Raw genomic sequence first — 21,924 nt, forward strand, 5'->3', positions numbered from 1 at the left:
GGATCAGTATCCGCGGTGGCGATCGACAAGGTGGATTAACGGCTCGTTGCGCATCGCGTGGCGCAGGTTCTGCGCGGCGATATGAGCTGCAGTTGCCGGACGGGTCTCGGCGGCGATATGGGGCGTCACCGTGACGCGGGGATGGTTCCAGAACGGGTGACCCGCGGGAAGGGGTTCGGTGCGGAACACATCCAGCACCGCGCGGGCGCTCGGGTTCTCGTCCAAGACATGCAGCAGCGCGGCTTCGTCGATCAGCGTGCCGCGCCCTGCATTGATGATAGTGGCACCCTGTGGCAGCAGGCCAAGGCGCGTCTGGTTCAGCAGATCGCGGGTTGCGGCCGTATCCGGCAGCAGACAGATCAGGATTTCGGCGCGGGAAATGGCGTCATCCAACCGCTCGCCGGAGAATACGCTGATCTCCGGAACCGCGCGGCCGGATTGCGACCAGCCTGTCACGTCGAAACCAAGGCCAGACAGTGTCGATGCGACTGCCCGACCCAATTCGCCCATGCCCAGCACGGTGATGCGGCGGTCAGCGGCCAGTGGTGGCGTTTCGCCCTGACGCCAGACCCCGTCTTGTGGATACAGATCCATGCCCAGATGTGCCCGCATGGCCCATCCGGTGCAAAACTCGACCATACCCTGAGCCAGCCCCGGATCGACCATCCGGCAAAGCGGCTGGGTCAATGTCGGGTTGGTCACGATCCGCTCGACCCCCGCCCAGAGGCTTTGCACCACCCGCGCGTTGACGAAGGGCGAAAAGTCCAGTTGGCTGCCATCCTCGGGGTAGCCCGGCGCGTAGATCAGCGCATCGAAGCTTGCCGGATCTCCATCGCGGCACAGGTCGATTTCAGGGCAGGCGGCTCGCAGCGCCGGTGCCCAATCGTCCCACAGACGCGCGGGCGCGGCAAACAGCACCCGCATCAACGCGGCCTATGGACATGGGCGGATTGCAGGATGCCAAAACCCATCAGCAAGATCATCAGCGAGGTTCCTCCGTAACTGACCAGCGGCAAGGGCGAGCCTTTGGCTGGCAACATCCCCATCACCGTGGCCATATTGATCGAGAAGTACAGGAAGAACGTCCCCGCGATCCCGATGGTCATCAGACTGGCAAACCGGTCCCTGTTTGTCAGGGCCGAATGCAGACAAAAGCCCAGGATCAGGACGTATAGCATCAGCAGCGTCCCCGCGCCGACAAAGCCGAATTCTTCGGCCAGCGAGGTGAAGATGAAGTCGGTGTGCTTCTCGGGCAGGAAGTTCAGCCGCGACTGCGTGCCCTGCATGAAGCCGCGCCCCGACCAGCCCCCCGAGCCAAGTGCGATTTGGGCCTGCATGATGTTATAACCCGCGCCCAACGGGTCCGATCCGGGGTCAAGGAAGGTGTCGATGCGGCGGAACTGGTATTCGTGCAGCAATTGCCAGTCGGTGCCGCGGCTCTCCATCACGGCGGTGATCAGGGCGACGACGATGGCGATGACAGCGCCGAAATACCAGAGGCTCACACCTGCCACGAACATGACGATGCCACCGCCCGCGATCAGCATGATCGAGGTGCCAAGGTCGGGCTGCATCAGTACCAGCGCCGTAGGGGTCAAGATCAGCAGCACCGGTATCAGCACCCAAAGTGGGCGCGAGACTTTCTCGACCGGCAGCCAGTCGTAATAGGCCGCCAGCGTCATCACGAAAGCGATTTTGGTCAGCTCTGACGGCTGGATGCGGATCGGGCCGATGATCAGCCAACGCTGCGCGCCCATACCGACATGGCCCATCAACTCCACAGCGACCAGCAGCAGGACGCAGGTCACATAGGACACGACCGAGATAGATCGCCAGAACCAGATCGGCACGAAGGCCAGCGCGAACATAATCGCCATGCCTGCCGCGAAACGCTCCATCTGCGGCATAGCCCAGCGGTCGATATCCCCGCCCGAGACCGAGTACAGCATCAGGAATCCGATGCAACTCACTGCTGTAACGAGAAAAACCAACGGCCAGTTAAGGTAGAAGATCTTGCGCCATCCGGTTGGGACGCGCTCGACCGTGTAGTCCAGATAGCTCATCTCAGGCCTTCGCTCGGGCAGTCTTGTTGGGCGGTTCGGGCATGAGGTTCATCTTCGACCACATTTCCTCGACCTTGGCACGCTCGCCGTCCGGATAGGCCGACAGCGGCGGTAGCCCGTCAGCCAAGGCAAACAGCAGAATGTCACGCGCAATCGGGGCCGCGACCGCCGAGCCGCCGCCGCCATGCTCGACCACGACCGAAACGGCATAGCGGGGCATCTCGTAGGGGGCGAAACAGACGAACAGCGCGTGGTCGCGCCGGTTCCACGGCAGCTGATCGTTCGAGATGACGCCGCGTGCGCGCTCGGCAGCGGTGATGTTTCGGACCTGACTGGTTCCGGTCTTGCCCGCCATCTGCCATTCCGGCGCCACGATACGCGCACGACGCGCCGTTCCGTGGCTGGAGTTCATCACCGCGTCCATGCCGCCCCGCGCAGTGCGCAGGTTCAGCGGGTTCAGCCCGAGATCGACGAATTCCGGTACAGGTTGCACCACGCCGTCAATGGCGCGGACCAGACGCGGGATCACCTCTTTGCCCGAGGCCACGCGCGCGACCATCACCGCAAGCTGTAGCGGCGAGGCCAGAACATAGCCTTGCCCGATCGAGGCGTTCAGTGAATCGCCGACCTGCCATTCCTGCTGGTAGCGGGCCATTTTCCATGCGCGGTCAGGGGCGATGCCCTCGGTGATCGCGGACATGGGCAGATCGTGGCGAACCCCGATCCCAAGACGGCGTGCCATCGCTGCGATGCGGTCGATCCCGACCTTTTGCGCGAGTTCGTAGTAGTAGACGTCGCATGAATGTTCGAGGCTGCGGATCGCGTCCACCGTGCCGTGGCCGCCCTTGCTCCAGCAGTGGAACTTGCGACCCGCGACCTGCGTATAGCCGGGGCAGAAGAACCGCGAGCCGGGGTTGATCACCCCCGCTTCCAGTCCGGCCAGAAGCGTGACCATCTTGAATGTCGAACCCGGCGGATACGCCCCCTGCACCGTCTTGTCGGCTAGTGGCCGATGGTCGTGCTGCATCAACTCCTTGTAATCACCCGAACTGATGCCGCGCACGAATTTGTTCGGATCGAATACGGGCGACGAGTTGATCGCCACGATGTCGCCATTGGTGATGTCGATAACGACGGCGGCGGCGCTTTCCTGTCCCAGACGCTGGGCGACGAAGTTTTGCAGCCGCGCGTCCAGCGTGGTCTGGACGGTCGCGCCCTGCTGGCCTTCCTGACGCGAGAGTTCGCGCATTTCGCGGCCGGCACTGTTGACCTCGACGCGGCGGTTGCCGGCCTTGCCGCGCAGAGGTTCTTCAAGCTTGGCCTCCATCCCGATCTTGCCCAACTGGAACTCGGGAAGGCGCAGGACGGGGTCGGGGTTTTCGATCTTGGACAGGTCGTAATCGGAAACCGGCCCGACATAGCCCAGCACATGCGAGAAATCGCCTCCGCGGGGATAGCTGCGCGACAGGCCCGATTCTGGTGTCACGCCGGGCAGGGCGGGTGCGTTCAGCGCGATAGACGAGAATTCCTGCCAGGTGAGTCTATCCGCGACCATGACCGGAGTGACGGCGCTGCGGCGTCGGATCTCGGCCATCAGATCGGCGGCCTGACGGTCGTTCATCGGGATGATGCGGCGCAGTCGCGCCACGACCGTCGAAATATCGCCCGCGTCTTCGCGCGTCAGCGTCACGCGATAGTTCTGCTCGTTTCCCGCGATCACCGTGCCGTTGCGGTCAAGGATCAGCCCACGTGCCGGAGGCAGCAGGCGGATCTTGATCGAGTTTCCATCCGACAGCAGCCGGTATTCATCGGCGTGTTCCAGCTGCATCGACCGCAGCTTGAGGCCCAGCGTACTGATGACGGCTGCCTGAATGACACCCAGCATCAGCACCCGCCGCGAGATCGAGCGGCTGCTTTCGGCGATTTCCTTTTGCGACTTGCGCATGGCTCTAGCGTTGCCTCGTTTCGGAATCGGAAAGCCCCCGTCGCAGACCCAGCGGCCAGCGCATCAGGCCCACGACCAGCGGATATGCCGCCGTTGTGGCGATGAATTGCAAGATGGCCTGTCCCAGTGGCGGACGGGGCAGGAAGAACAGTGCGAGCGCAAACCGATAGGTCAGCATCATCATCGCCATCAGCGTTGCCACCCGCAGCCATTCAATCATGAATGGCAACTCGCGCCAATGCTGCTCGCGGCGTCGTGCTGCTTCCGTACCCATGACCACGACAGCCGCCCATAGACCCAAGGGACGCAGCAGCAGGATGTCCTCAAGCAGGAACAGAAGCGCGATGACAAGGACCGGAGCCTGCTCGGGGCGGCGAAGCGTCCAGGCAAGCGTCAGGCACATCGCTAGATCCGGTCCCGGCCAGACCACCCGCCCGGGATTGAGCGGCATCAACCGCAGGAACAGGATGGCCAGAAACAGCAGGACGAACAGGATCTGTCCGGCCAGCCGATTGCGCCTTGCCTGCTCAATCATTGCTTTGCTCGTCGGCGGGAGCGTCAGGAGGGGCGGCAGCCTCGTCCGGTTTGACCGCAGCCGGATCGACGTCCATCGCGGGCGGCAATGGCGGGCCGATGAACTCCGCCGGAGGCGGCGGGATCAGCAGGCCGGTATCGGCCAACCGCTCGGACGGGTGGCTGCGCAACACGCGCAGGAACTCCAGCCGTCCGTAATCCGCAGCCAGTCGCACCCGCAGCCGTCCGTCGCTTGCCTGAGCGACCTGACCGACCAGCAGGCCGGGCGGAAAGACCCCGCCATCGCCCGAACTGGTCACCCGATCACCCGGACGCAGGTTCTCTGGGCTTTCGATGAAATCCAGCGCGGGAAACGATGTGTTGTCACCTGTCAGCAGCGCATTCTGGCCCGAGGGCAGGATGTTGACCGGTATGCGGCTTGAAGGGTCGGTCAGCAGCATGACACGGCTGGTCGTTTCGCCGACGCCCGAGATCCGGCCGACAAGGCCGAGCCCGTCCATCGTCGCCCAGCCGTCTAGGATACCGTCGCGCGATCCGACATTCAGAAGCACGGATTGGCGGAACGCCGTTCCGCTGTCGGTCAGCACCACGCCGGAAACCGAGGTCAACGCAGGGTCGATCCGGACGCTGTTCTGCGCCAGCAGCTTGGCATTTTCCTGCTCGAGCTGGACGGCGGCCTCTTTCCAGGACGACATCTTCTGCAACTCGCGCCGCAGTTCCTGGTTCTGCTCGTAAAGGCGGGCATAGGATTCGAACCCGGCGACCATGCGGCTGAGCCGTGTCACCGGGGCCATCGCCCATTCGAAGCCCGGGACGAAACGGTCGATCACCATGGATCGGATCCGCTCGGCACGGGGGCTGTCGATTTGCCAGAAAAGGAAAATCGACAGCAGAAGCAAAGTCAGCAGCGCAACGAGAATACGCCGGACCGGAGCCACATAATCAGGGCCCTTGCGTGCCAAAGTCGGTCCCCGATCAGCTGTCGTAGTCGATGACGTGACGGAGTTGCTTTTCGAACTCGAGCGCCTTGCCGGTGCCAAGCGCCACGCAGCTCATCGGCTGGTCGGCAAGGCTGATCGATAGGCCGGTCTGCTCGCGCAAGGCCAGATCAAGCTCGCCCAGCATCGCGCCACCGCCGGTCAGCATGACGCCGCGATCAACGATATCGGCTGCCAGATCCGGAGGGGTGGCTTCCAGCGCGACCATGACGGCCTCGCAGATCTGCTGTACCGGCTCGGCCAGCGCTTCGGCGACCATTGCCTGGGTGATCTCCATTTCTTTGGGGATACCGTTCAGCAGGTCGCGGCCACGAACCATGATCGTCGCGCCACGGCCGTCATCGGGCATGCGGGCGGTGCCGATCTGGGTCTTGACGCGCTCGGCGGTGGATTCGCCCACCAGCAGGTTGTGGTTGCGGCGCAGGTAGTTGATCAGCGCGTCATCCATACGGTCGCCGCCGATGCGGACCGAGCGTGCATAGACCACGTCGCCCAGCGACAGGACAGCTACTTCGGTGGTGCCGCCGCCGATATCGACAACCATGCTGCCGGTCGGCTCGGTGATGGGCATGCCCGCGCCGATGGCGGCTGCGATCGGTTCGGCGATCAGGCCGGCCTTGCGCGCGCCTGCGGACAGGACCGACTGGCGGATCGCGCGTTTCTCGACCGGGGTGGCGCCATGCGGCACACAGACGATGATTTTCGGCTTCGAGAATGTCGTCCGGCGGAAGACCTTCTTGATGAAATGCTTGATCATCTCCTCGGCGCTGTCGAAGTCGGCAATGACACCCTCGCGCATTGGGCGGATCGCCTCGATGCTGCCGGGCGTACGGCCAAGCATCAGCTTGGCATCCTCGCCCACCGCCAGAACCTGCTTCTTGCCGTCCTTGACGTGATAGGCCACGACCGAAGGCTCGTTCAGGATGATGCCCTTGCCCTTGACATAGACCAGCGTATTCGCAGTCCCGAGGTCAATCGCGATGTCGGTGGAAAACAACCCGCCAAAGGCCATGATGATATCCCTTCTGCCGTCCCTGCCATGACGGCCGTTTGCCGTCGTTTTGCCGACGGCCATTGTCCCATTGCCCCGATGAGTCTCCTCGTCGAAGTTGTCGGACGTATATGACGTGGCCTTGCAATCGAAAACCCGAAATTTCAGCGGAGACGTTTTGGCACGGGCTTCGTTGAAAAAGGCCACACGTTTTACGGGTAAATGGGTGTTCATTGGACTTCCTCACGCGGACGCGAGGTTCTGAAAAGGCTTTCTTTTGCAAGACGATATTGTTGGAATTTGCCGTTTTTCGGTTTGGGTGCGATGTGATTGGGTCAGAACGATGAAGGCCCCCGAAAACGAGGCGAAATTTCTGGCAGAGCATGCGCTGAACCTGTTCTGGCCCGAGCGGCTTGCCCGTCGTTTCCACGCGTTCGAGAATCTGTGTTAGCCGACGATCAGATCCTAGACCGACCAGAGACTCGAGTTCCGGATTCCGATCTTGCCCGAATTGCCGCCGCCATGCTCGCTGCTTCTGGGGGCGCTGAATGACAATTATCCGCGCCTTGAAGGCGTCGATCTGACCTTCGCCGAATGCAAAAGGACGGCATCAGGCCGTCCTTCCAAGGGTTCATCAGGTCTGTATAGGATCAGTGCGAATACATGCTGACATGCTTGGCGTCGGCACCTTCCCCGACCATCTCGCGGCGGACCTTCAGGCGGTTCAACGCGCCGACATAGGCCTTGACGCTGGCGAGGATGGTGTCGGTATCGGCGGCCTGACCGGTTGCGATGCGGCCGTCCTCCTCCATCCGGACGCTGACGGTCGCTTGCGCATCGGTGCCTTCGGTGACGGCATGGACCTGATACAGTTGCAGAACCGCGGAATGCGGCCAGATCGCCTTAACGGCGTTGAAGCAGGCATCGACCGGCCCGTCGCCCTCGGCATGGACGGTTTTTTCCTCGTCTCCGACGATCATGGTCAGATCCGCCGACTGGCCGTCGCTGCCACAGACCACACGCAGGTGCTTGACCTGCAGATAGTCGCTGTCGGTATTGGCGGCGCTGTCCTGCATCAGTGCGATCAGGTCGTCGTCATAGACTTCCTTCTTGCGGTCAGCGAGTGCCTTGAAGCGGACGAAAACGTCCTTCAACTGGTTGTCGCCCACCTCATAGCCCAGATCGTTCAACTTCGAGCGGAGGGCGGCGCGGCCCGAATGTTTACCCAGAACGATATTGGCCTCGTTCAGACCGATATCGGCGGGGCGCATGATCTCGAAGGTCTCGACGTTTTTCAGCACGCCGTCCTGATGGATGCCGGATTCGTGCAGGAAGGCGTTCTTGCCGACAATCGCCTTGTTGAACTGGACCGCAAAGCCCGAGACCTGGCTCACGCGGCGCGAGATGCCCATGATCTTGGTCGTGTCGATGGCGGTGTCATAGGGCATGATATCGTGACGGACTTTCAGCGCCATCACCACCTCTTCCAGCGCGGTATTGCCCGCACGCTCGCCCAGACCGTTGATCGTGCATTCGATCTGGCGCGCGCCTGCCTCGACTGCGGCCAGAGAGTTCGCCGTCGCCATGCCCAGATCGTTATGGCAATGCGTTGCAAAGACGATCTCGTCCGCGCCCGGCACACGCTCCAGCAGCATACGGATCAGGTCGGCGGATTCACGCGGCGCGGTATAGCCCACGGTGTCAGGGATGTTGATCGTGGTGGCACCGGCCTTGATCGCGATCTCGATGACGCGGCACAGGTAATCATGTTCGGTGCGGGTCGCGTCCATTGGCGACCATTGCACGTTGTCGCACAGGTTGCGGGCATGGGTCACGGTCTGGTGAATGCGCTCGGCCATCTGGTCCATGTCCAGATTGGGAATAGCGCGGTGCAGCGGCGACGTGCCGATAAAAGTGTGAATGCGCGGACGTTTCGCGAACTTCACCGCTTCCCAGCAGCGGTCGATATCGGGGAATTGCGCGCGGGCCAGACCGCAGATCACCGAGTTCTGGCTGCGTCTGGCGATCTCGCTCACGGCGGCGAAATCGCCCTCGGATGCGATGGGGAAGCCCGCTTCGATGATGTCCACGCCCATTTCGTCCAGCATCTGGGCGATTTCCAGCTTTTCGGCATGGGTCATGGTGGCGCCGGGCGACTGCTCGCCGTCGCGCAGGGTGGTGTCAAAAATCAGTACGCGGTTCTTGTCGGTCATTTCGGGAATCCTTCTTTACGCTCGTCTGGTCCGGGCGCGAACCAAGCTGAGCGGCGGCCCGGAAGACCCGCTCAGCGCAGCGTAAGAAGAAGGAGACCGCGGGGGCTCATGACGAAGGGCGCGCTGATTTGCGCGTCCCGAGCAATGGCGATGTTTCGCTTCCGAGTCATGGCGCGAACTATAAGACCGGCTGGTTCGAGTTGAAAAGACCGAAATTACTTCGCGACCAAAATTTTGCCATTACATATGAAAACGGCGGCACAGGAATGTACCGCCGCCCGTTGTTCTTGCTTCTGAAGCCCTTACCCGACTTCGCGGTTCCAGGCGCGCCTTCAGAGTGCGCGCCAGCCGATGTCGCGACGATAGAAACCGCCCGGCCAGTCGATTGCGTCGGCAAGCGCATAGGCCCGCTCATGTGCCTCGGCCAAGGTATTGCCGCGTCCGGTCGCCGCCAGAACACGCCCGCCCGTCGCGACCAGTTTTCCGTCCTGCAAAGCGGTTCCGGCGTGGAACACCATATGCGAGGAATCCTCGGACAGATCGGCAAGCCCGTTGATCGGGGTGCCTTTCTCGTATGCGCCCGGATAGCCGTTCGCCGCCAGAACGACAGTAAGGGCGTGGTCATCGGCCCATGTGACATCGGTTTCGGCCAGACGCCCTTCGGCGCAGGCAAGGATCAGGTCCAGGGCCTGAGCGCCCAGACGCAACATCAGGACCTGACATTCCGGATCGCCGAAGCGGACATTGTATTCGACCAATCGGGCATGGCCGTTCTCGATCATCAGTCCCGCGTAAAGGATGCCCTGGAAGGGCGTTCCGCGACGGGCCATCTCGGCAACGGTCGGGCGCACGATCTGGGCCATCACCTCGTCCTGAATGGCCTGCGTCAGGACCGGAGCAGGGGAGTATGCCCCCATCCCGCCGGTATTAGGTCCGGTATCTCCATCGCCGACGCGCTTGTGGTCCTGAGCCGTGCCGATGGGCAGGCAGTCAACACCGTCGCAAAGGATGAAGAAGCTGGCCTCCTCGCCTGCCATGAACTCCTCGATCACCACCTCAGCGCCCGCAGCACCAAACGCTCCGCCAAAGGCGTCGTCGATGGCGGCGATGGCTTCGGATTCAGACATAGCGACGGTCACGCCCTTGCCTGCGGCCAGACCGTCTGCCTTGATGACGATGGGCGCACCTTTCTCGGCGATATAGGCGCGGGCCGGCTCGGCGGCATCAAAGCGCGCCCAAGCGGCTGTCGGGGCGCCACACGCATCGCAGACTTCCTTGGTGAAGCTTTTCGAGGCTTCCAGCATGGCGGCTGCCTTTGACGGACCAAAGGCCAGAATTCCCGCCGCGCGCAGATCGTCAGCGACACCGGCAGCCAAGGGAGCCTCGGGTCCGACGACAACCAGATCAATCGCATTTTCTTCGCAGAACGCGATGACGGCGCTGCCCGACAGGATGTCCAGATCGGCCAACTCGGCCAAGGGGGCCATTCCGGCATTTCCGGGCGCGACAAACAGCCTGTCGCATTTCGGATTCTGACGGATCGCCCAAGCTAGCGCATGTTCGCGCCCGCCGCTGCCGAGGATCAGGATATTCATGCACAGGCCCTTTTTGCGGATATCTCGCGCCTTCTAGGAACTGGCCCGCTTCGGATCAATCCGAAACTTCCGGCAAAGGTCTCTTGATCCCGGCGTGGCCTCGCGCCAGAACCGGGGCATGGAACTGTTCGAAGACCCACCGGCTGGCAGCAACGCCCCAGAATTCACCGTTTCCGAGATTTCGGGTGCGGTCAAACGCGTGCTCGAAGGCGAGTTTGGCCGCGTCCGCGTGCGCGGCGAGATCGGCCGCGTTTCGCGCCCTTCCTCGGGGCATCTGTATTTCGATCTCAAGGACGACCGGTCGATCATTGCGGCCGTCACATGGAAGGGGCAGGCCGCCCGACTTTCGACCCGTCCCGAGGAGGGGATCGAGGTCATCGCCACCGGTCGTCTGACCACGTTCCCCGGCCAGTCGAAATACCAACTGATCGTCGACGAGATCGAACCCGCCGGTGCTGGCGCGTTGATGATGATGCTGGAGAAACGCCGCAAGGCCCTTGCCGCCGAGGGGCTGTTCGATGAAGCGCGTAAACGTCCGTTGCCCTATCTGCCACGGGTGATCGGGGTTGTGACCTCGCCCTCGGGTGCGGTGATCCGCGATATCTTGCATCGACTGCGCGACCGTTTTCCGACCCGAGTGCTGATCTGGCCGGTTGCGGTTCAGGGCGAGGCCTGTGCGCCGCAAGTCACCAACGCGATCCAGGGTTTCAACGCGCTTGATCCCGACGGCCCGATCCCGCGTCCCGATCTGATCATTGTCGCGCGCGGGGGCGGCAGTCTTGAAGACCTTTGGGGCTTCAACGAGGAATCCGTCGTTCGCGCCGCCGCTGCCAGCAAGATTCCCCTGATCTCGGCGGTGGGGCATGAAACCGATACGACGCTGATCGATTTTGCCTCGGCCCGCCGCGCGCCGACCCCGACGGCGGCAGCGGAAATGGCGGTTCCGGTTCGCGCCGATCTGGCTGCGCGATTGGCCGAAAGCTCGGCGCGGATGATCCGCGCGAACCAGACCCGAGAGCAACGCCAACGCCAGCGGCTGACCGATCTGGCCCGTGCATTGGGCCGGCCTCAGGCGCTGATTGATCCGGCACGCCAACGCTTCGATCTGTTTGCCGAACGGCTTGAGCCCGCGCTCAAGGGCTTTGTCAGAACCCGCCGCGACAGGCTGAATGCGTTGCCGTTTTCGCTGTCGGTCCTGCGTAGCGGTTTGGTGAACCGTCGCGACCGCCTGACCGCAATTCAACAGCGTTTACAGCGTGAAGTTATCCGAGACGAGGCGAGACGGCGCGAGACGTTAACCCAGATCGGAACCCGTCTGACCCGCGCCCGCGCTCGTACGATTAGCGATGCGGGCCGGAATATTGCGCGGCAGAAGCAAGAGCTTTCAATGCTTTTGCTGCGGTTGCAAGCTGCCGCGGTCCGGCTTTTGCCGCCGCGCCGCGAGCGTCTGGAGCGGCTTGACCGATTGCGCCAGACCTTGGGTTATACCGAGACGCTGCGCCGCGGATTTGCTGTCGTGCATGGACCTTCGGGCCTGATCACTTCGGCAAAACAAGCTGCCGAGACTCCTCGTTTCGAAATCGAGTTTGCCGATGGCCGCACACCCGTGCGCCCGGACAGCGGGCCGACCAAGCCCACGCGTGCTGGCAAGTCGTCGAAGGATCAGAAGTCGCTTTTTTGAGATCCGTTTGTCGAGTGGACCGGGGGCGCAGCGCCTCTGATCCCCCTATTCGGCGCGATCCCGCGGGCGCAGCGCCAGCCAAAGCAGTGCGCCACCGGCCAGAACCAGAAACGGCAGCATGGCAAGATTGACTGCCGACCATCCCTCGCGCGCCGATCCGCCGATGCAGTTCATCAATCCGCCCGACGAAAGCGAGGCAAGGAACACGCCACCAAAAACGGCGGCATCGTTCAATCCCTGAACTCGCTCGCGTTCTTCGGAGCGATAGGCGCGCGTTAGCATCGTGGTCGCTCCGATGAAGCCGAAATTCCAACCCAAGCCCAGCAGCACCATCGTGCCGTAGAAATGCGCCAGATCCACTCCGGCCAGCGCGGTTCCGCCTGCCAAGGCAAGCAGTAGCAAGCCCACCATCACGATCGGCGTCGCACCGAAACGTGCGATCAGATGGCCGGTAAAGAAAGACGGCGCGAACATCGCTAGGACGTGGAACGATACGACGCTGGCCGCCTCGGTCGTTTGAAAGCCGCAACCGATCATCGCGAGCGGTGCGGAGGTCATCACGAGATTCATCAGCGAATAGGCGACCATCGCGCAGATCGTTGCGACAGCGATTTGCGGTACTCGGATCAGTTCGGCCAATGGCCGCCCATGCGCTGTACCTGCAGGAATGGCGGTCGGCTTCGGGATATCCAGAAAGGCGAAGATCACCGGTCCAAGCAGGTTCAGCCCGATGATCGCCGCGTAGGTCGCAAGGAACGGTATCGCCGTCACCTCGGAGGTCAGCTTGACCAGCATCGGGCCGGTGAAAGCCGATATAAGACCACCCGCCAGCACCCACGAGATCGCTTTGGCCTGCATGTCGGGCGGGGCGCAATCCGTTGCGGCAAAGCGGAAAAAGCCCTGTGCCGCCATATAGCTGCCGGTCAGGGTCGCGCTGGCGGTGAATAGCCAGAAATTCCCGCCGATCAACGCCAGAGCCGCCAGTGTCGCACCAAGGGCGGACAGGCCACATGCCAGCAGGAAACCCGCGCGTCTGCCATGCCGACGCATGAAACCGGCAAGAGGCCTAGCCGACAGCGCCGAACCCAGCACCATCATCGATAGCGGCAGCGTCGCGATGCAGGGATTCGGGCTTAGCATTTGTCCGGCCAAGCCGCCGACGTTAAAGATCATCGACAGCTGGGCCCCAAGCACCGCCTGCGCGAAGATTAGGACAACGATATTCCTGCGGGTCCGTCGTCTCGCGCCGGCGCTGTCCATGTTCAGCGCAGGCCGTAGGCCTCGCTGGCGCGGTTCGTGATCGCTTGCCAGTTTCCTGCCGCGACATCTGCATCCGGCGAAATCCAGCTGCCGCCGACGCAGATCACGTTCGACAGCGACAGGTATTCCGGCGCGCTGGCCAAGGTGATGCCTCCGGTCGGGCAGAAGCTGACTTGCGGCAGCGGAGCGCCAATTGCCTTGAGCGACTTCACGCCGCCAGCTGCTTCGGCGGGGAAGAATTTCAGCATCGAATAGCCGAACTCCATCGCGCGCATCACTTCCGAGGCAGTGACCGCGCCGGGCAGAAGCGGCAGTTCCAGTTCCTCGCAGGCGCGGACCAGTGTCTCGGTCAGGCCCGGCGCGACGGCGAAGCTTGCGCCCGCATCCTTGGCACGCTTGGCGTCCTCGGGGGTCAGGACGGTTCCGGCACCGACATGCCCGCCGGAGACCTTGGACATTTCGCGGATCACGTCCAGTGCGGCGGGGGTGCGCAACGTGACCTCAAGGACCGGAAGTCCGCCTGCGACGAGTGCGGTCGCCAGACCTTCGGCCTTGGTGGCATCCTTGACCACGAGAACAGGGATCACAGGGGCGAGCTGGCAGAGGGCACGGCTTTTCTGGGATTGGATCTCGGGGGTCATAATAGTTTCCTCGGGGCAGCGGGTCAAAATCGCCGGCAGACTGCTCTTTTCCCGCCCGAGGTTCAAGACTGGCCCTTCAACCGCGCGATTGCCTGCTCGAAGAAATCCGCCCCACCCATCTGGCCGCCCTTAAGGGCCACCGGCAGCGTCAGCCCGTTCACCCGCGCCGTCAGGATCGGCACTCCGGCGCAAAGATCGCAGGCATAATCCAGATTTTCGGGTCTGAGTGCTGTAATCACGGCGCTGGAGGTATCGCCGCCCGCCACGGTCAATCCCGCGACCGCGAGATCGCGTAAGGCTTCCAGAACGAAATCGGCGCTGGCCGAGGCGAGAGTTGCAGGACTGGTCGCCGTGGCCTCGGCTGTCAGGTAGACAAGGCAATCCTGTCCGCGCGACAGTCGTTCACGGACCCAAGCCAGTGCATTTGCCCGTGCGGGGCTGTTTGCCGCAAGATCGCCGGGGGCGATTGGCAGGCGCGAAATCCCCTTGGCCGAGGCGATCTGCGCCGTCGTCGCGGACGAACGACTACCGGCAAAGGCAAAAACCGGCCCGGTTCGTTCCAGATTCCGCATTGTTGATACTGGTCGTTCGGATTGGTTGGCGATCCATGCCTCGGCAACCGATGAGGCGCCCAGGACGATCACCGGTTCATGTTCGGCCAGCAGCGAGCGACCTGCTGCTTCGACATCGCGCTGATCGAGCGCATCGTAGAAACGCGGAAAAGGTGCGGTCTCGACGGCTCCACGATCAATGCGCACCAATCCGGTCAGGCCGAGCTGGCCCAGATGCCGTATCAGGTCGGCTTCGTGCATCGGCGTGACCGGATGGCAGGACATGACGGGATGGCGGTCGATGCGGTGGACCGCTCGGTCGGGTCCGCGTGCGAAAAGCGTCCCGAAAACTGCATAGCGCCCCAGCGACGGTTGCCCCCCGATCACGGCAATGCGTTGGATGCCTGTCGCTGCAGCCAAGCCATGCGCGAGCAATGCCATGTTTCCGGTTTCGTGACTGCTGTCGAAGGTCGAGCAGACCTTTATGTGCAGAAAGCGCGGGGCCAGCTTGGCCAGTGCTGCCCCGATCCGCGCTGCAAGGTCCGTTATGTCGCCTCGCGTCAGTGAACGGGCGTGGGTCGCGATGCCGAAGGCATCCAGCCCTTCGATCTGGGTGGGGTCGGGCACGACAGGAAACAGCCGCGCGCGGAAACCCGCGCGGGCCAGTGTCGCCAATGTGTCCGATGCACCGGTGAAGTCGTCGGCGACAAAGACATAGGTCATGGCCTAGGCCCTCAGCCTTGCGCGCCGAAACGGGCAAGGGCGGCGGCAAGCTCGGGTTCGCTACGGGCGTGTTCGGCAAGCGGAACGCCAAGGCGTGTCGCCTCATGGGCCTGACGCAGGCTGGCAAGTCCGGCGGCGGGGCCCTGCGGATGGGCCATGATGCCGCCGCCGCACAGGAACATCAGATCGTCCGAGCCGATCTGAGCCAGCGTGTGCGGCAAGGTTCCCGCCCATTGGCCCGAGGAAAAGATCGGCATCACCCGATCATCTTGGTCCGCCATCGGCTCGAGACAATGTCGCGCTGCTGCGGTCACGTCCTCGTCCAGATCAGAAAACTTTCCTCCCATGCCATGCACATGCATGTGGTCAATCCCTGCCAGCCGGTAAAGCGCCTGATATGCCCGCACACCCATACCCAAAAGCGGATGGCGTCCCATGCCTCCATAGCCATTGCGATGGCCGTGGATGGCAAGTCCCGTATGGCGACGCAGGGTCTGAACGGCGGAAAGTCCACACCAGTTCAGCGAAACCATGGCGCAGCTACCGCCTTCGGCTTCGATCAGATCGGCGTGGCGGCGCATGTTGTCGGTTTCGTCGGTGATGTTGAAGGCCACCATGACCAGCCGTCCGGTACGGTCACGATGACGGCGCACGCGATCCATGACGGCACGGATACGGGCATCGACCGGAGCATGGAGGTGAGTGCCCGCGATCTCGTCATCCTTGATGAAATCGGCGCCTGCCTCGCAAAGGCGGTCGACCAGTCCTGCGATTTCGTCGGGCGACAGGCCGATATTCGGTTTGATGATCGTCCCGAAAATCGGCCGCCCCTGGACACCGACCGAGGCGCGCGTTCCCGCAATGCCTTGCGCAGGCATTTCGTAACGGACGCGATACTCGGGGCGCAGCGCGACATCGACAAGCTTCAGACCGGTAACCTCGCCCAGATCGTAAAGGTTGCCCGCGACCACCGAGGCCAGTGTCGGAAGGTTCACCCCGACATTATCCTCGGGGTAGTCGATCACGACGCGGTAGACGCCGCGCGGGCCGGTCAGGCCCTTCCGCTCGGCCCATGCGCTGCGCAGGCTGGGAGTCTGGGATTGACCCAGTTCGGCGGTTTCAATGACCACCGCCCCGAAGCGTTGGCGCAGTTCGTCGGTCTCGCCTTCGACCCTGACGAAGGTTCCGGCGCTTTGCTCGCCAGCCATCATCGCCGCAACTTCGGCAATCGGGCAGGGCGTCTCGACATGATAGGTTGCGCGGATCATCGCGGTCACAGCGTCGCAAGGTCAGGGAAGGGGCGGACGGGCTCGGCTCCGTCCCAGTCTTCCGAGGCGCTGCGGATCAGGTCGAACAGCTTGCCCTTGGGGCCCTTGACCTCCGAGAGTTCAATGACCGTCCCGGGATGGGTCTCGCGGTCGAAATAGGCGAAACGGCCATCGACGCCGACCCGACCCGACATGCGGACCCGGAAGCCTTCATCCTGCATCCGTGCAAGGTCGCGGTCGTAATTCTGCGTCCAGTAGGCGGTGTGCTGTAGCCCCCAGTTCCCCGCTTCACGGAAATCCTTGTACATCGAGGGCACGTCATTGCGGCACTGGATCAGTTCGACCTGAATGTAGCCTGCATTGGCCAATGCGACCGAGTTTTGCGGCTGGTGGCTGACACCGTCATACAGGTAGTCTTCGATCGGAACGGCCGGGTTGTAGTAGAACGGGCCGACACCCATCACGCGGGACCAGTGATCCATCGCCTCTTCGATGTCAGGGACGACGAAACCAAGCTGGCGGATCGGGCCAAGAAAGCGGCTCATGGGTTACTCCATCAGGAAGTTGGGCAGCCAGGCGGTCAGGCCGGGGAAAAGCGTGACCATGGCAAGGGCTGCGAATAGCGGAAGAAAGAAGGGGGCGACCCCGCGCACGACCTCGCTAAAGGGCATCTTCGCGGCGATCGACATCATGTACAGGCTCATGCCGACGGGTGGGGTCAGCAACCCGATCATCAGGTTCAGGACCATGACGATGCCGATCTGCTCGGCCGGTGCGCCCGCCTGTATCAGTGCTGGCGTGACGATGGGCGCTATGATCAGGATCGCGGCGATCCCTTCCAGCACCATTCCCGCGATCAGCAGGACCACGTTCAGGATCAGAAGCAGGACAAGCGGATTGTCCGATACGCCCAGCAGCCACGCGCTGGCGCGGGCCGGCACCTGATCCATCGTCAGAACCCATGCGAATACCGAGGCTGCCGCGACGACGAACAGGATATTACCCGTCGACAGCACCGTTTCGCGGGCCGCTTCGACCAACGTGGACAGCCGTAATTTGCGATAGATGAACAGCCCGATAAAGATGGCATAGGCGACGGTCAGCCCCGCAGCCTCGGTCGGGCCGAACACACCCGACAACAGCCCGCCGATCAGCAGAACCGGCGTCAGGAGTGCAGGGAACGAGATCACCGCAAGCCGCAGGAAGGCCGGAAGCGTGGGGCGAACATCGTCGCGGGGCAGGCCCTGACGCTTGGCGATCAGGGCGATGTAGCCCATCAGCATCGCGGCAATCAGGATCGCCGGGACGATCCCCGCCAGCAGCAGCTTGACGGCCGAGACCTCTGCCGCGGTCGCAAAAATGATCAGCGGGATCGAAGGCGGAAAGATCGGGCCAATCGTCGCCGAAGCGATGGTGATTCCGGCGGCGAAGCGGCGGGTATAGCCCTGCGCAACCATCTCGCGCACCTGCATGCCGCCAAGGGCTCCGATATCTGCGAGCGCAGCCCCCGACATACCCGAGAAAATCAGCGAGAGCAGCACATTCACATGCGCCATTCCACCGCGCACGCGGCCGACGATCATGCGGACCAGATCGAACATGTAGCTCGTCACGCCGGTCGCCGTCAGCAGGCTTGCCGCCATGATGAACATGGGCACGGCCAGCAACGGTCCGCTGTCGATCGAGTTTACGGCCCGTTGCAGCATTACGCCGGCAGGCAGTTGATAGATCAGGATGGTCAGACCGGCGGAAAGGCCAAGGCTGACCGCAATCGGCGCGCCAATCACCAGAAGAACGGCGAAGGCCAGAAGCAGGGTCAGCGTCATTCGTTGGTTCCTTTGTCGCGCATCAACTCGCGGATGCGCCAAAGCGTGATGACGATCAGCAGCGCAAAAGCGAACATCACGGGGGCGAAAAGCCAGATATTCTGCAGCCCCAATGCCGGAGTTTTGAACTTCCACGCCCGCTGCAGATACAGCCAGCCTCCCCAGATCGACAGCGCCGCAAACGCGAGTGTTGCGACCTCTGCCAGCAGTTGGCAAAGCTTGCGGGGCAGGCGAGGCATCGCGCTGGTAAAGACATCGACCGCAACATGCTGGCCGCGAAGCGCCAAGACCGGAGCGGTCAGATAGACGGCAAGAACGCCGGCCAGACGGCTGATTTCCTCGGCGCGGGGCAGGCCGATCTGCCAGATGTTTCGCGCGGCTACCTGCGCCACCAGCAGAGCCACGATCAGCAGCATCAGTCCGGTGGTCACGGTCAGCAGCGCGCGTGACAGGACATCCAGCACCCGGGGAACGGGTGCCGGCAGGTTCGTATGCGGATCGGACATGTCAGGCGACCGCGGAGATCTTGCCGTAAAGATCGCCATACTGGCTGTCGAATTCCTTCGAGATCCGCGCCTTGACGCTGTCGCGGAAACCGGCAGCGTCAAGCCCTTCGGTCTCGCCGATGACCGTCATACCTTTTTCGCGCAAGGTGGCGAGGTCCTTTTCCTCCGAGGCCAGCATCTCGGCCGAAGCACGGGCACGGGTCTCCTCGGCGGCGGCTGCGACGGCCGTTTTATGGGCGTCGGACAGACCGTTCCAGACATCGTCGTTCATCATCACTACCTGCGCCGCCGAGATATGACCCGTCAGCATCAGGTGGCTTTGAACATCGGCGAGGTTTGCGGTCACAAGGACGTTCAACGGGTTTTCCTGTCCGGCGACCACGCCGGTTGCCAGTGCGGTCGGAACCTCGGACCAGTCCACTGGCACAGGCACGGCACCCAGGCCTTCGACGGTGGCCATGTAGATCGGGAAGGGGATCGAGCGGATCTTGACGCCCGACAGATCGGCGGGCTTCTTGACCTCCTGATTGGCGGTCAACTGGCGCGTCCCGAAATAGAAGGCGTAAAGCGCGCGCGTTCCCGAGGCTCCGATCAGCCCCTCGTTCAACTCCTGCATCACGGGACTGTCGGTTGCCATGACCTTCATCAGGTGATCGACATCGCGGTACAGATAGGGCGTGTCGAAGGCCGCGAATGGGGCGTAAAGCGACCCGATTGCGCCCGCGGTGTTATGCGAGAAGGCAATGGTTCCGGTCGAGACGGCCTCGGCCAGTTCCTGCAACTTGCCAAGTTGTGAGTTCGGGAAAATCTGGATCACCAGTTCTCCGCCGGTTTTTTCGGTAACCGCATCGGCGAACCATTGCGCCTGCGCGCCGGCAATCGAATTCGGCGTGTGCATGTGGCCATAGCGCAATGTGGTGGCTGCGCGGGCCCCTTTGGCGATGAAAGCGGTGGCAAGGGCGGCACCGCTGGCCACCATCAGGCCGCGCCGGGTCAGGCGGGTCGAAGTCGTCATCTATTCCTCCCATACAGTGCGTTGCACGGGACTCCCCTTCCCATGCTTGACCAAAGGCTTACGGAAGGGGCAAAAAACTGGCAACGCAAATATTTTGACGGGTTTTGAGGTCATAATGAACAACCGGCCCGGATTGCGCGATCTGGCCCGCCTGGCCGGAGTCTCCGAGGCGACGGTGGATCGTGTGCTGCATGGTCGTCCGAATGTCCGTCCGGCTACCGCCGAGCGTGTCCTGCGCGCAGCCGCCGAAAGCCGCTATCTGCCCGAGGCCGCCCTTGCCCGACTGACCCGACCCGACCGGTTACGCTTGACTGTCATCCTGCCGCATACCGCCAATGCCTTTCTGCGTCAGCTCAACCACGACATGCGGCTATGGGCGAAGGCGCGCGATCGCGGCGCGCGCATCCATAGTTTCATGCTGGATTGTATTGACCCGACCCAGCTTGCGCGCAATCTGCGCCGTCTTGGAAAGCGTTGTGATGCGATCGCTTTTTTCGGCGTCGATCACCCCGACGTGCGCGACGAGGTCGACGCGCTGGTCGCATCCGGCAAGCAGGTGATCACCTTGATCAGCGACATCACGGGCAGCAAGCGACAAACCTATATCGGGATTGATAATCTGGCTGCGGGTCGCACCGCCGCGTTTCTGCTGGCACGGATGCACGGCCATGCCAATGGTAAGCTGGCCGTCATTGCGGCGACGCGACAATTCCGTGCCCATGTCGAACGCGAGTTGGGGTTTCAGGAATTGATCCTGCGCGACTATTCGCACCTGACATTGGCAGGGACTATCGAAGGCAAGGACGATCCCTTTACGAACGCCCGCCTGACCGAGGATTTGCTCGACCGATTTCCGGATCTCTGCGGAATTTATAATGTCGGCGGATCATCCGAGGGAATCGCCTTGGCGCTGCGCCGTGCCGGATGCGCGGGCCAGGTTGCCCTGATCGGTCACGGACTAAGTCCCGGCACGCGAAAAGCACTTGAGCAGGGATTGATGACGGCGGTTCTGACCCATCGTCACCAGACCATGTTCGAAGTCCTGCTGGATCAGCTGCAATCCTCTCGGCAGGATTATTCGACGATCCTGCCGATGCAGATCATTTTCCCGACCAACCTGCCCGAGGCTTGAAGCCTTATCCCCCGAACATCCGCCCGCCGCCCCCCATCGAGGGGCGCGCCGTGCGGGCTGCGCCAAAGCCGCCCCGCTGTTGCACCTGACTGGCGGACATTGGCGGTTTACCTAGTGTCGTCGGAGCGCGTTGGAATGTCTGCGGCGAGACCTTGCCCGCGCCGCGGTTGGTGGCGAAGCTTTGATCGCCCTTTGGGGTCGAATAGCCACCGCTGGCCGTGCGAACCATCGGCTGCGAAAAGATGCCGCCGCCCCGTGACATCATCGATCCCATCATATAGCCCATGAGCAAAGGCATGAAGGAAAAGCCTCCGCCAGACTGTTGGGCTGTGGCCTGATCGTCGCCACAATTGCCCGCACCGTGTTCCTGTTCGCACAATTCTTTCGAGGCATAGCGCGGGGCGGTTTCGACGAACTCTTTCTGTGCGGCTTCGAAGTTCTTGCGGCAGTCGTCCTCGGTGAACCACAGGCCGTTATCCTTAGTCGCCGCGATGCAGCTTTCCAGATCAGGGAACGCCTGCGCATCGACGCGGTCATCCTCGCAGGCTGTCAAAGCCAAAGTAGCGGCGCCGGCCAGCACAAGAGCAACATGGCGCGAACGTTTGCGTGAGGTCATAAGTCAGCCCTTGATGTATGTCATTTGTCGGTTCCGACCCTCATCTGCGCGACGAGGGCAATCAGAGCGCCTTCCAATAAGCTAGCGATCTGTGCCTGTGCGCCTTGGCTATAGCGACGAGCGGAGACTGTAAAGTTGGCTGCGCTCAAGTTGCGATGACGCGCGAGCCAAAGGCGGGCCTGATGGTGGAGGTATAGCCTGTCCCGTTATCGTGCGTGCGAAGCGCCGGTCCGAACGCTTTAGACCCGATGATCGGGAGGTGAGCTGACTGGGTTGGCGGCCTCTCCCGCGGCATTCTCCGTTCGAGGGTTGCACCAGGTCGGCTGGTGCCGAGCCTCAAGAATGGGGGAGAGACCGAATGCAGAA

At 62.6% G+C, this 21,924-nt stretch carries 20 protein-coding genes; 3 read left to right on the forward strand and 17 right to left on the reverse strand.

Going from position 1 to position 21,924, the window contains the following annotated elements:
• Nucleotides 1-3: 3 nt before the first annotated feature.
• Genes GL286_RS07355 through GL286_RS07380 form a run of 6 tightly spaced genes read right to left on the reverse strand, consistent with a single transcriptional unit; the run spans nt 4 to nt 6,552 of the window.
• Nucleotides 4-924: a 2-hydroxyacid dehydrogenase gene (locus GL286_RS07355; protein ID WP_155094877.1), complete on the reverse strand. Its 921-nt coding sequence runs from the start codon at nt 922-924 to the stop codon at nt 4-6.
• Nucleotides 924-2,063 carry a rod shape-determining protein RodA gene (gene rodA / locus GL286_RS07360; protein WP_155094878.1) on the reverse strand — a complete coding sequence of 380 codons (1,140 nt, stop codon included), beginning with the start codon at nt 2,061-2,063 and terminating at the stop codon, nt 924-926. The genes GL286_RS07355 and rodA overlap by 1 nt, the downstream gene beginning before the upstream one ends.
• A gap of 1 nt (nt 2,064) precedes the next feature.
• Nucleotides 2,065-4,008, reverse strand: coding sequence for a penicillin-binding protein 2 (gene mrdA / locus GL286_RS07365; RefSeq protein ID WP_155094879.1), 1,944 nt, complete (start codon nt 4,006-4,008; stop codon nt 2,065-2,067).
• 4 nt (nt 4,009-4,012) lie between these two features.
• A complete protein-coding gene (locus tag GL286_RS07370) occupies nt 4,013-4,543 on the reverse strand; it encodes a rod shape-determining protein MreD (RefSeq protein ID WP_155094880.1) in 531 nt (176 codons plus the stop codon).
• Nucleotides 4,536-5,504: a rod shape-determining protein MreC gene (mreC, locus tag GL286_RS07375; RefSeq protein WP_155094881.1), complete on the reverse strand. Its 969-nt coding sequence runs from the start codon at nt 5,502-5,504 to the stop codon at nt 4,536-4,538. Before mreC ends, GL286_RS07370 begins: the two co-directional genes overlap by 8 nt.
• Before the next feature lie 13 nt (nt 5,505-5,517).
• The gene (locus GL286_RS07380; RefSeq protein WP_155094882.1) at nt 5,518-6,552 is read right to left on the reverse strand and encodes a rod shape-determining protein; all 1,035 of its coding nucleotides are present in this window, start codon (nt 6,550-6,552) and stop codon (nt 5,518-5,520) included.
• 256 nt (nt 6,553-6,808) lie between these two features.
• Between GL286_RS07380 and GL286_RS22780 the strand changes: the two genes are divergently transcribed.
• On the forward strand, nt 6,809-6,982 hold the full coding sequence (locus GL286_RS22780; protein WP_155094883.1) for a glycosyltransferase: 174 nt from the start codon (nt 6,809-6,811) through the stop codon (nt 6,980-6,982).
• 199 nt (nt 6,983-7,181) lie between these two features.
• On the opposite strand, the gene GL286_RS07390 is transcribed toward GL286_RS22780, so the two are convergent.
• Nucleotides 7,182-8,744: a 2-isopropylmalate synthase gene (locus tag GL286_RS07390; RefSeq protein ID WP_155094884.1), complete on the reverse strand. Its 1,563-nt coding sequence runs from the start codon at nt 8,742-8,744 to the stop codon at nt 7,182-7,184.
• A gap of 332 nt (nt 8,745-9,076) precedes the next feature.
• On the reverse strand, nt 9,077-10,339 hold the full coding sequence (purD, locus tag GL286_RS07395) for a phosphoribosylamine--glycine ligase (RefSeq protein WP_155094885.1): 1,263 nt from the start codon (nt 10,337-10,339) through the stop codon (nt 9,077-9,079).
• A 118-nt stretch (nt 10,340-10,457) separates the two neighbouring features.
• Between purD and xseA the strand changes: the two genes are divergently transcribed.
• A complete protein-coding gene (xseA, locus tag GL286_RS07400; RefSeq protein ID WP_155094886.1) occupies nt 10,458-12,020 on the forward strand; it encodes an exodeoxyribonuclease VII large subunit in 1,563 nt (520 codons plus the stop codon).
• Between the two features lie 45 nt (nt 12,021-12,065).
• On the opposite strand, the gene GL286_RS07405 is transcribed toward xseA, so the two are convergent.
• The 8 genes from GL286_RS07405 to GL286_RS07440 all read right to left on the reverse strand — a co-directional run bounded on the left by GL286_RS07405 (nt 12,066) and on the right by GL286_RS07440 (nt 19,810).
• Entirely contained in the window at nt 12,066-13,280 is a 1,215-nt protein-coding gene (locus GL286_RS07405) for an MFS transporter (protein ID WP_155094887.1), read from the reverse strand.
• Nucleotides 13,281-13,282: 2 nt separating this feature from the next.
• A complete protein-coding gene (eda, locus tag GL286_RS07410; protein WP_155094888.1) occupies nt 13,283-13,921 on the reverse strand; it encodes a bifunctional 4-hydroxy-2-oxoglutarate aldolase/2-dehydro-3-deoxy-phosphogluconate aldolase in 639 nt (212 codons plus the stop codon).
• A gap of 62 nt (nt 13,922-13,983) precedes the next feature.
• The gene (locus tag GL286_RS07415; RefSeq protein ID WP_155094889.1) at nt 13,984-15,195 is read right to left on the reverse strand and encodes a four-carbon acid sugar kinase family protein; all 1,212 of its coding nucleotides are present in this window, start codon (nt 15,193-15,195) and stop codon (nt 13,984-13,986) included.
• 11 nt (nt 15,196-15,206) lie between these two features.
• The gene (locus tag GL286_RS07420) at nt 15,207-16,463 is read right to left on the reverse strand and encodes a RuBisCO large subunit C-terminal-like domain-containing protein (protein WP_155094890.1); all 1,257 of its coding nucleotides are present in this window, start codon (nt 16,461-16,463) and stop codon (nt 15,207-15,209) included.
• Nucleotides 16,464-16,468: 5 nt separating this feature from the next.
• Nucleotides 16,469-17,008, reverse strand: coding sequence for a VOC family protein (locus tag GL286_RS07425; protein WP_155094891.1), 540 nt, complete (start codon nt 17,006-17,008; stop codon nt 16,469-16,471).
• 3 nt (nt 17,009-17,011) lie between these two features.
• Nucleotides 17,012-18,289 (reverse strand): TRAP transporter large permease, encoded by a 1,278-nt coding sequence (locus tag GL286_RS07430; RefSeq protein ID WP_155094892.1) that lies wholly within the window; start codon nt 18,287-18,289, stop codon nt 17,012-17,014.
• Entirely contained in the window at nt 18,286-18,795 is a 510-nt protein-coding gene (locus tag GL286_RS07435) for a TRAP transporter small permease (RefSeq protein WP_155094893.1), read from the reverse strand. Before GL286_RS07435 ends, GL286_RS07430 begins: the two co-directional genes overlap by 4 nt.
• A 1-nt stretch (nt 18,796) precedes the next feature.
• Nucleotides 18,797-19,810, reverse strand: a complete 1,014-nt coding sequence (locus GL286_RS07440; RefSeq protein WP_155094894.1) for a TRAP transporter substrate-binding protein — start codon at nt 19,808-19,810, stop codon at nt 18,797-18,799.
• A gap of 115 nt (nt 19,811-19,925) precedes the next feature.
• Between GL286_RS07440 and GL286_RS07445 the strand changes: the two genes are divergently transcribed.
• Nucleotides 19,926-20,942 carry a LacI family DNA-binding transcriptional regulator gene (locus GL286_RS07445; RefSeq protein ID WP_155094895.1) on the forward strand — a complete coding sequence of 339 codons (1,017 nt, stop codon included), beginning with the start codon at nt 19,926-19,928 and terminating at the stop codon, nt 20,940-20,942.
• Between the two features lie 4 nt (nt 20,943-20,946).
• Here GL286_RS07445 and GL286_RS07450 read toward each other — a convergent pair whose 3' ends face one another.
• Entirely contained in the window at nt 20,947-21,558 is a 612-nt protein-coding gene (locus GL286_RS07450; protein ID WP_155094896.1) for a DUF1190 domain-containing protein, read from the reverse strand.
• Nucleotides 21,559-21,924: the final 366 nt, after the last annotated feature.

Source organism: Paracoccus aestuariivivens, assembly GCF_009711225.1.
Lineage (GTDB): Bacteria > Pseudomonadota > Alphaproteobacteria > Rhodobacterales > Rhodobacteraceae > Paracoccus > Paracoccus aestuariivivens.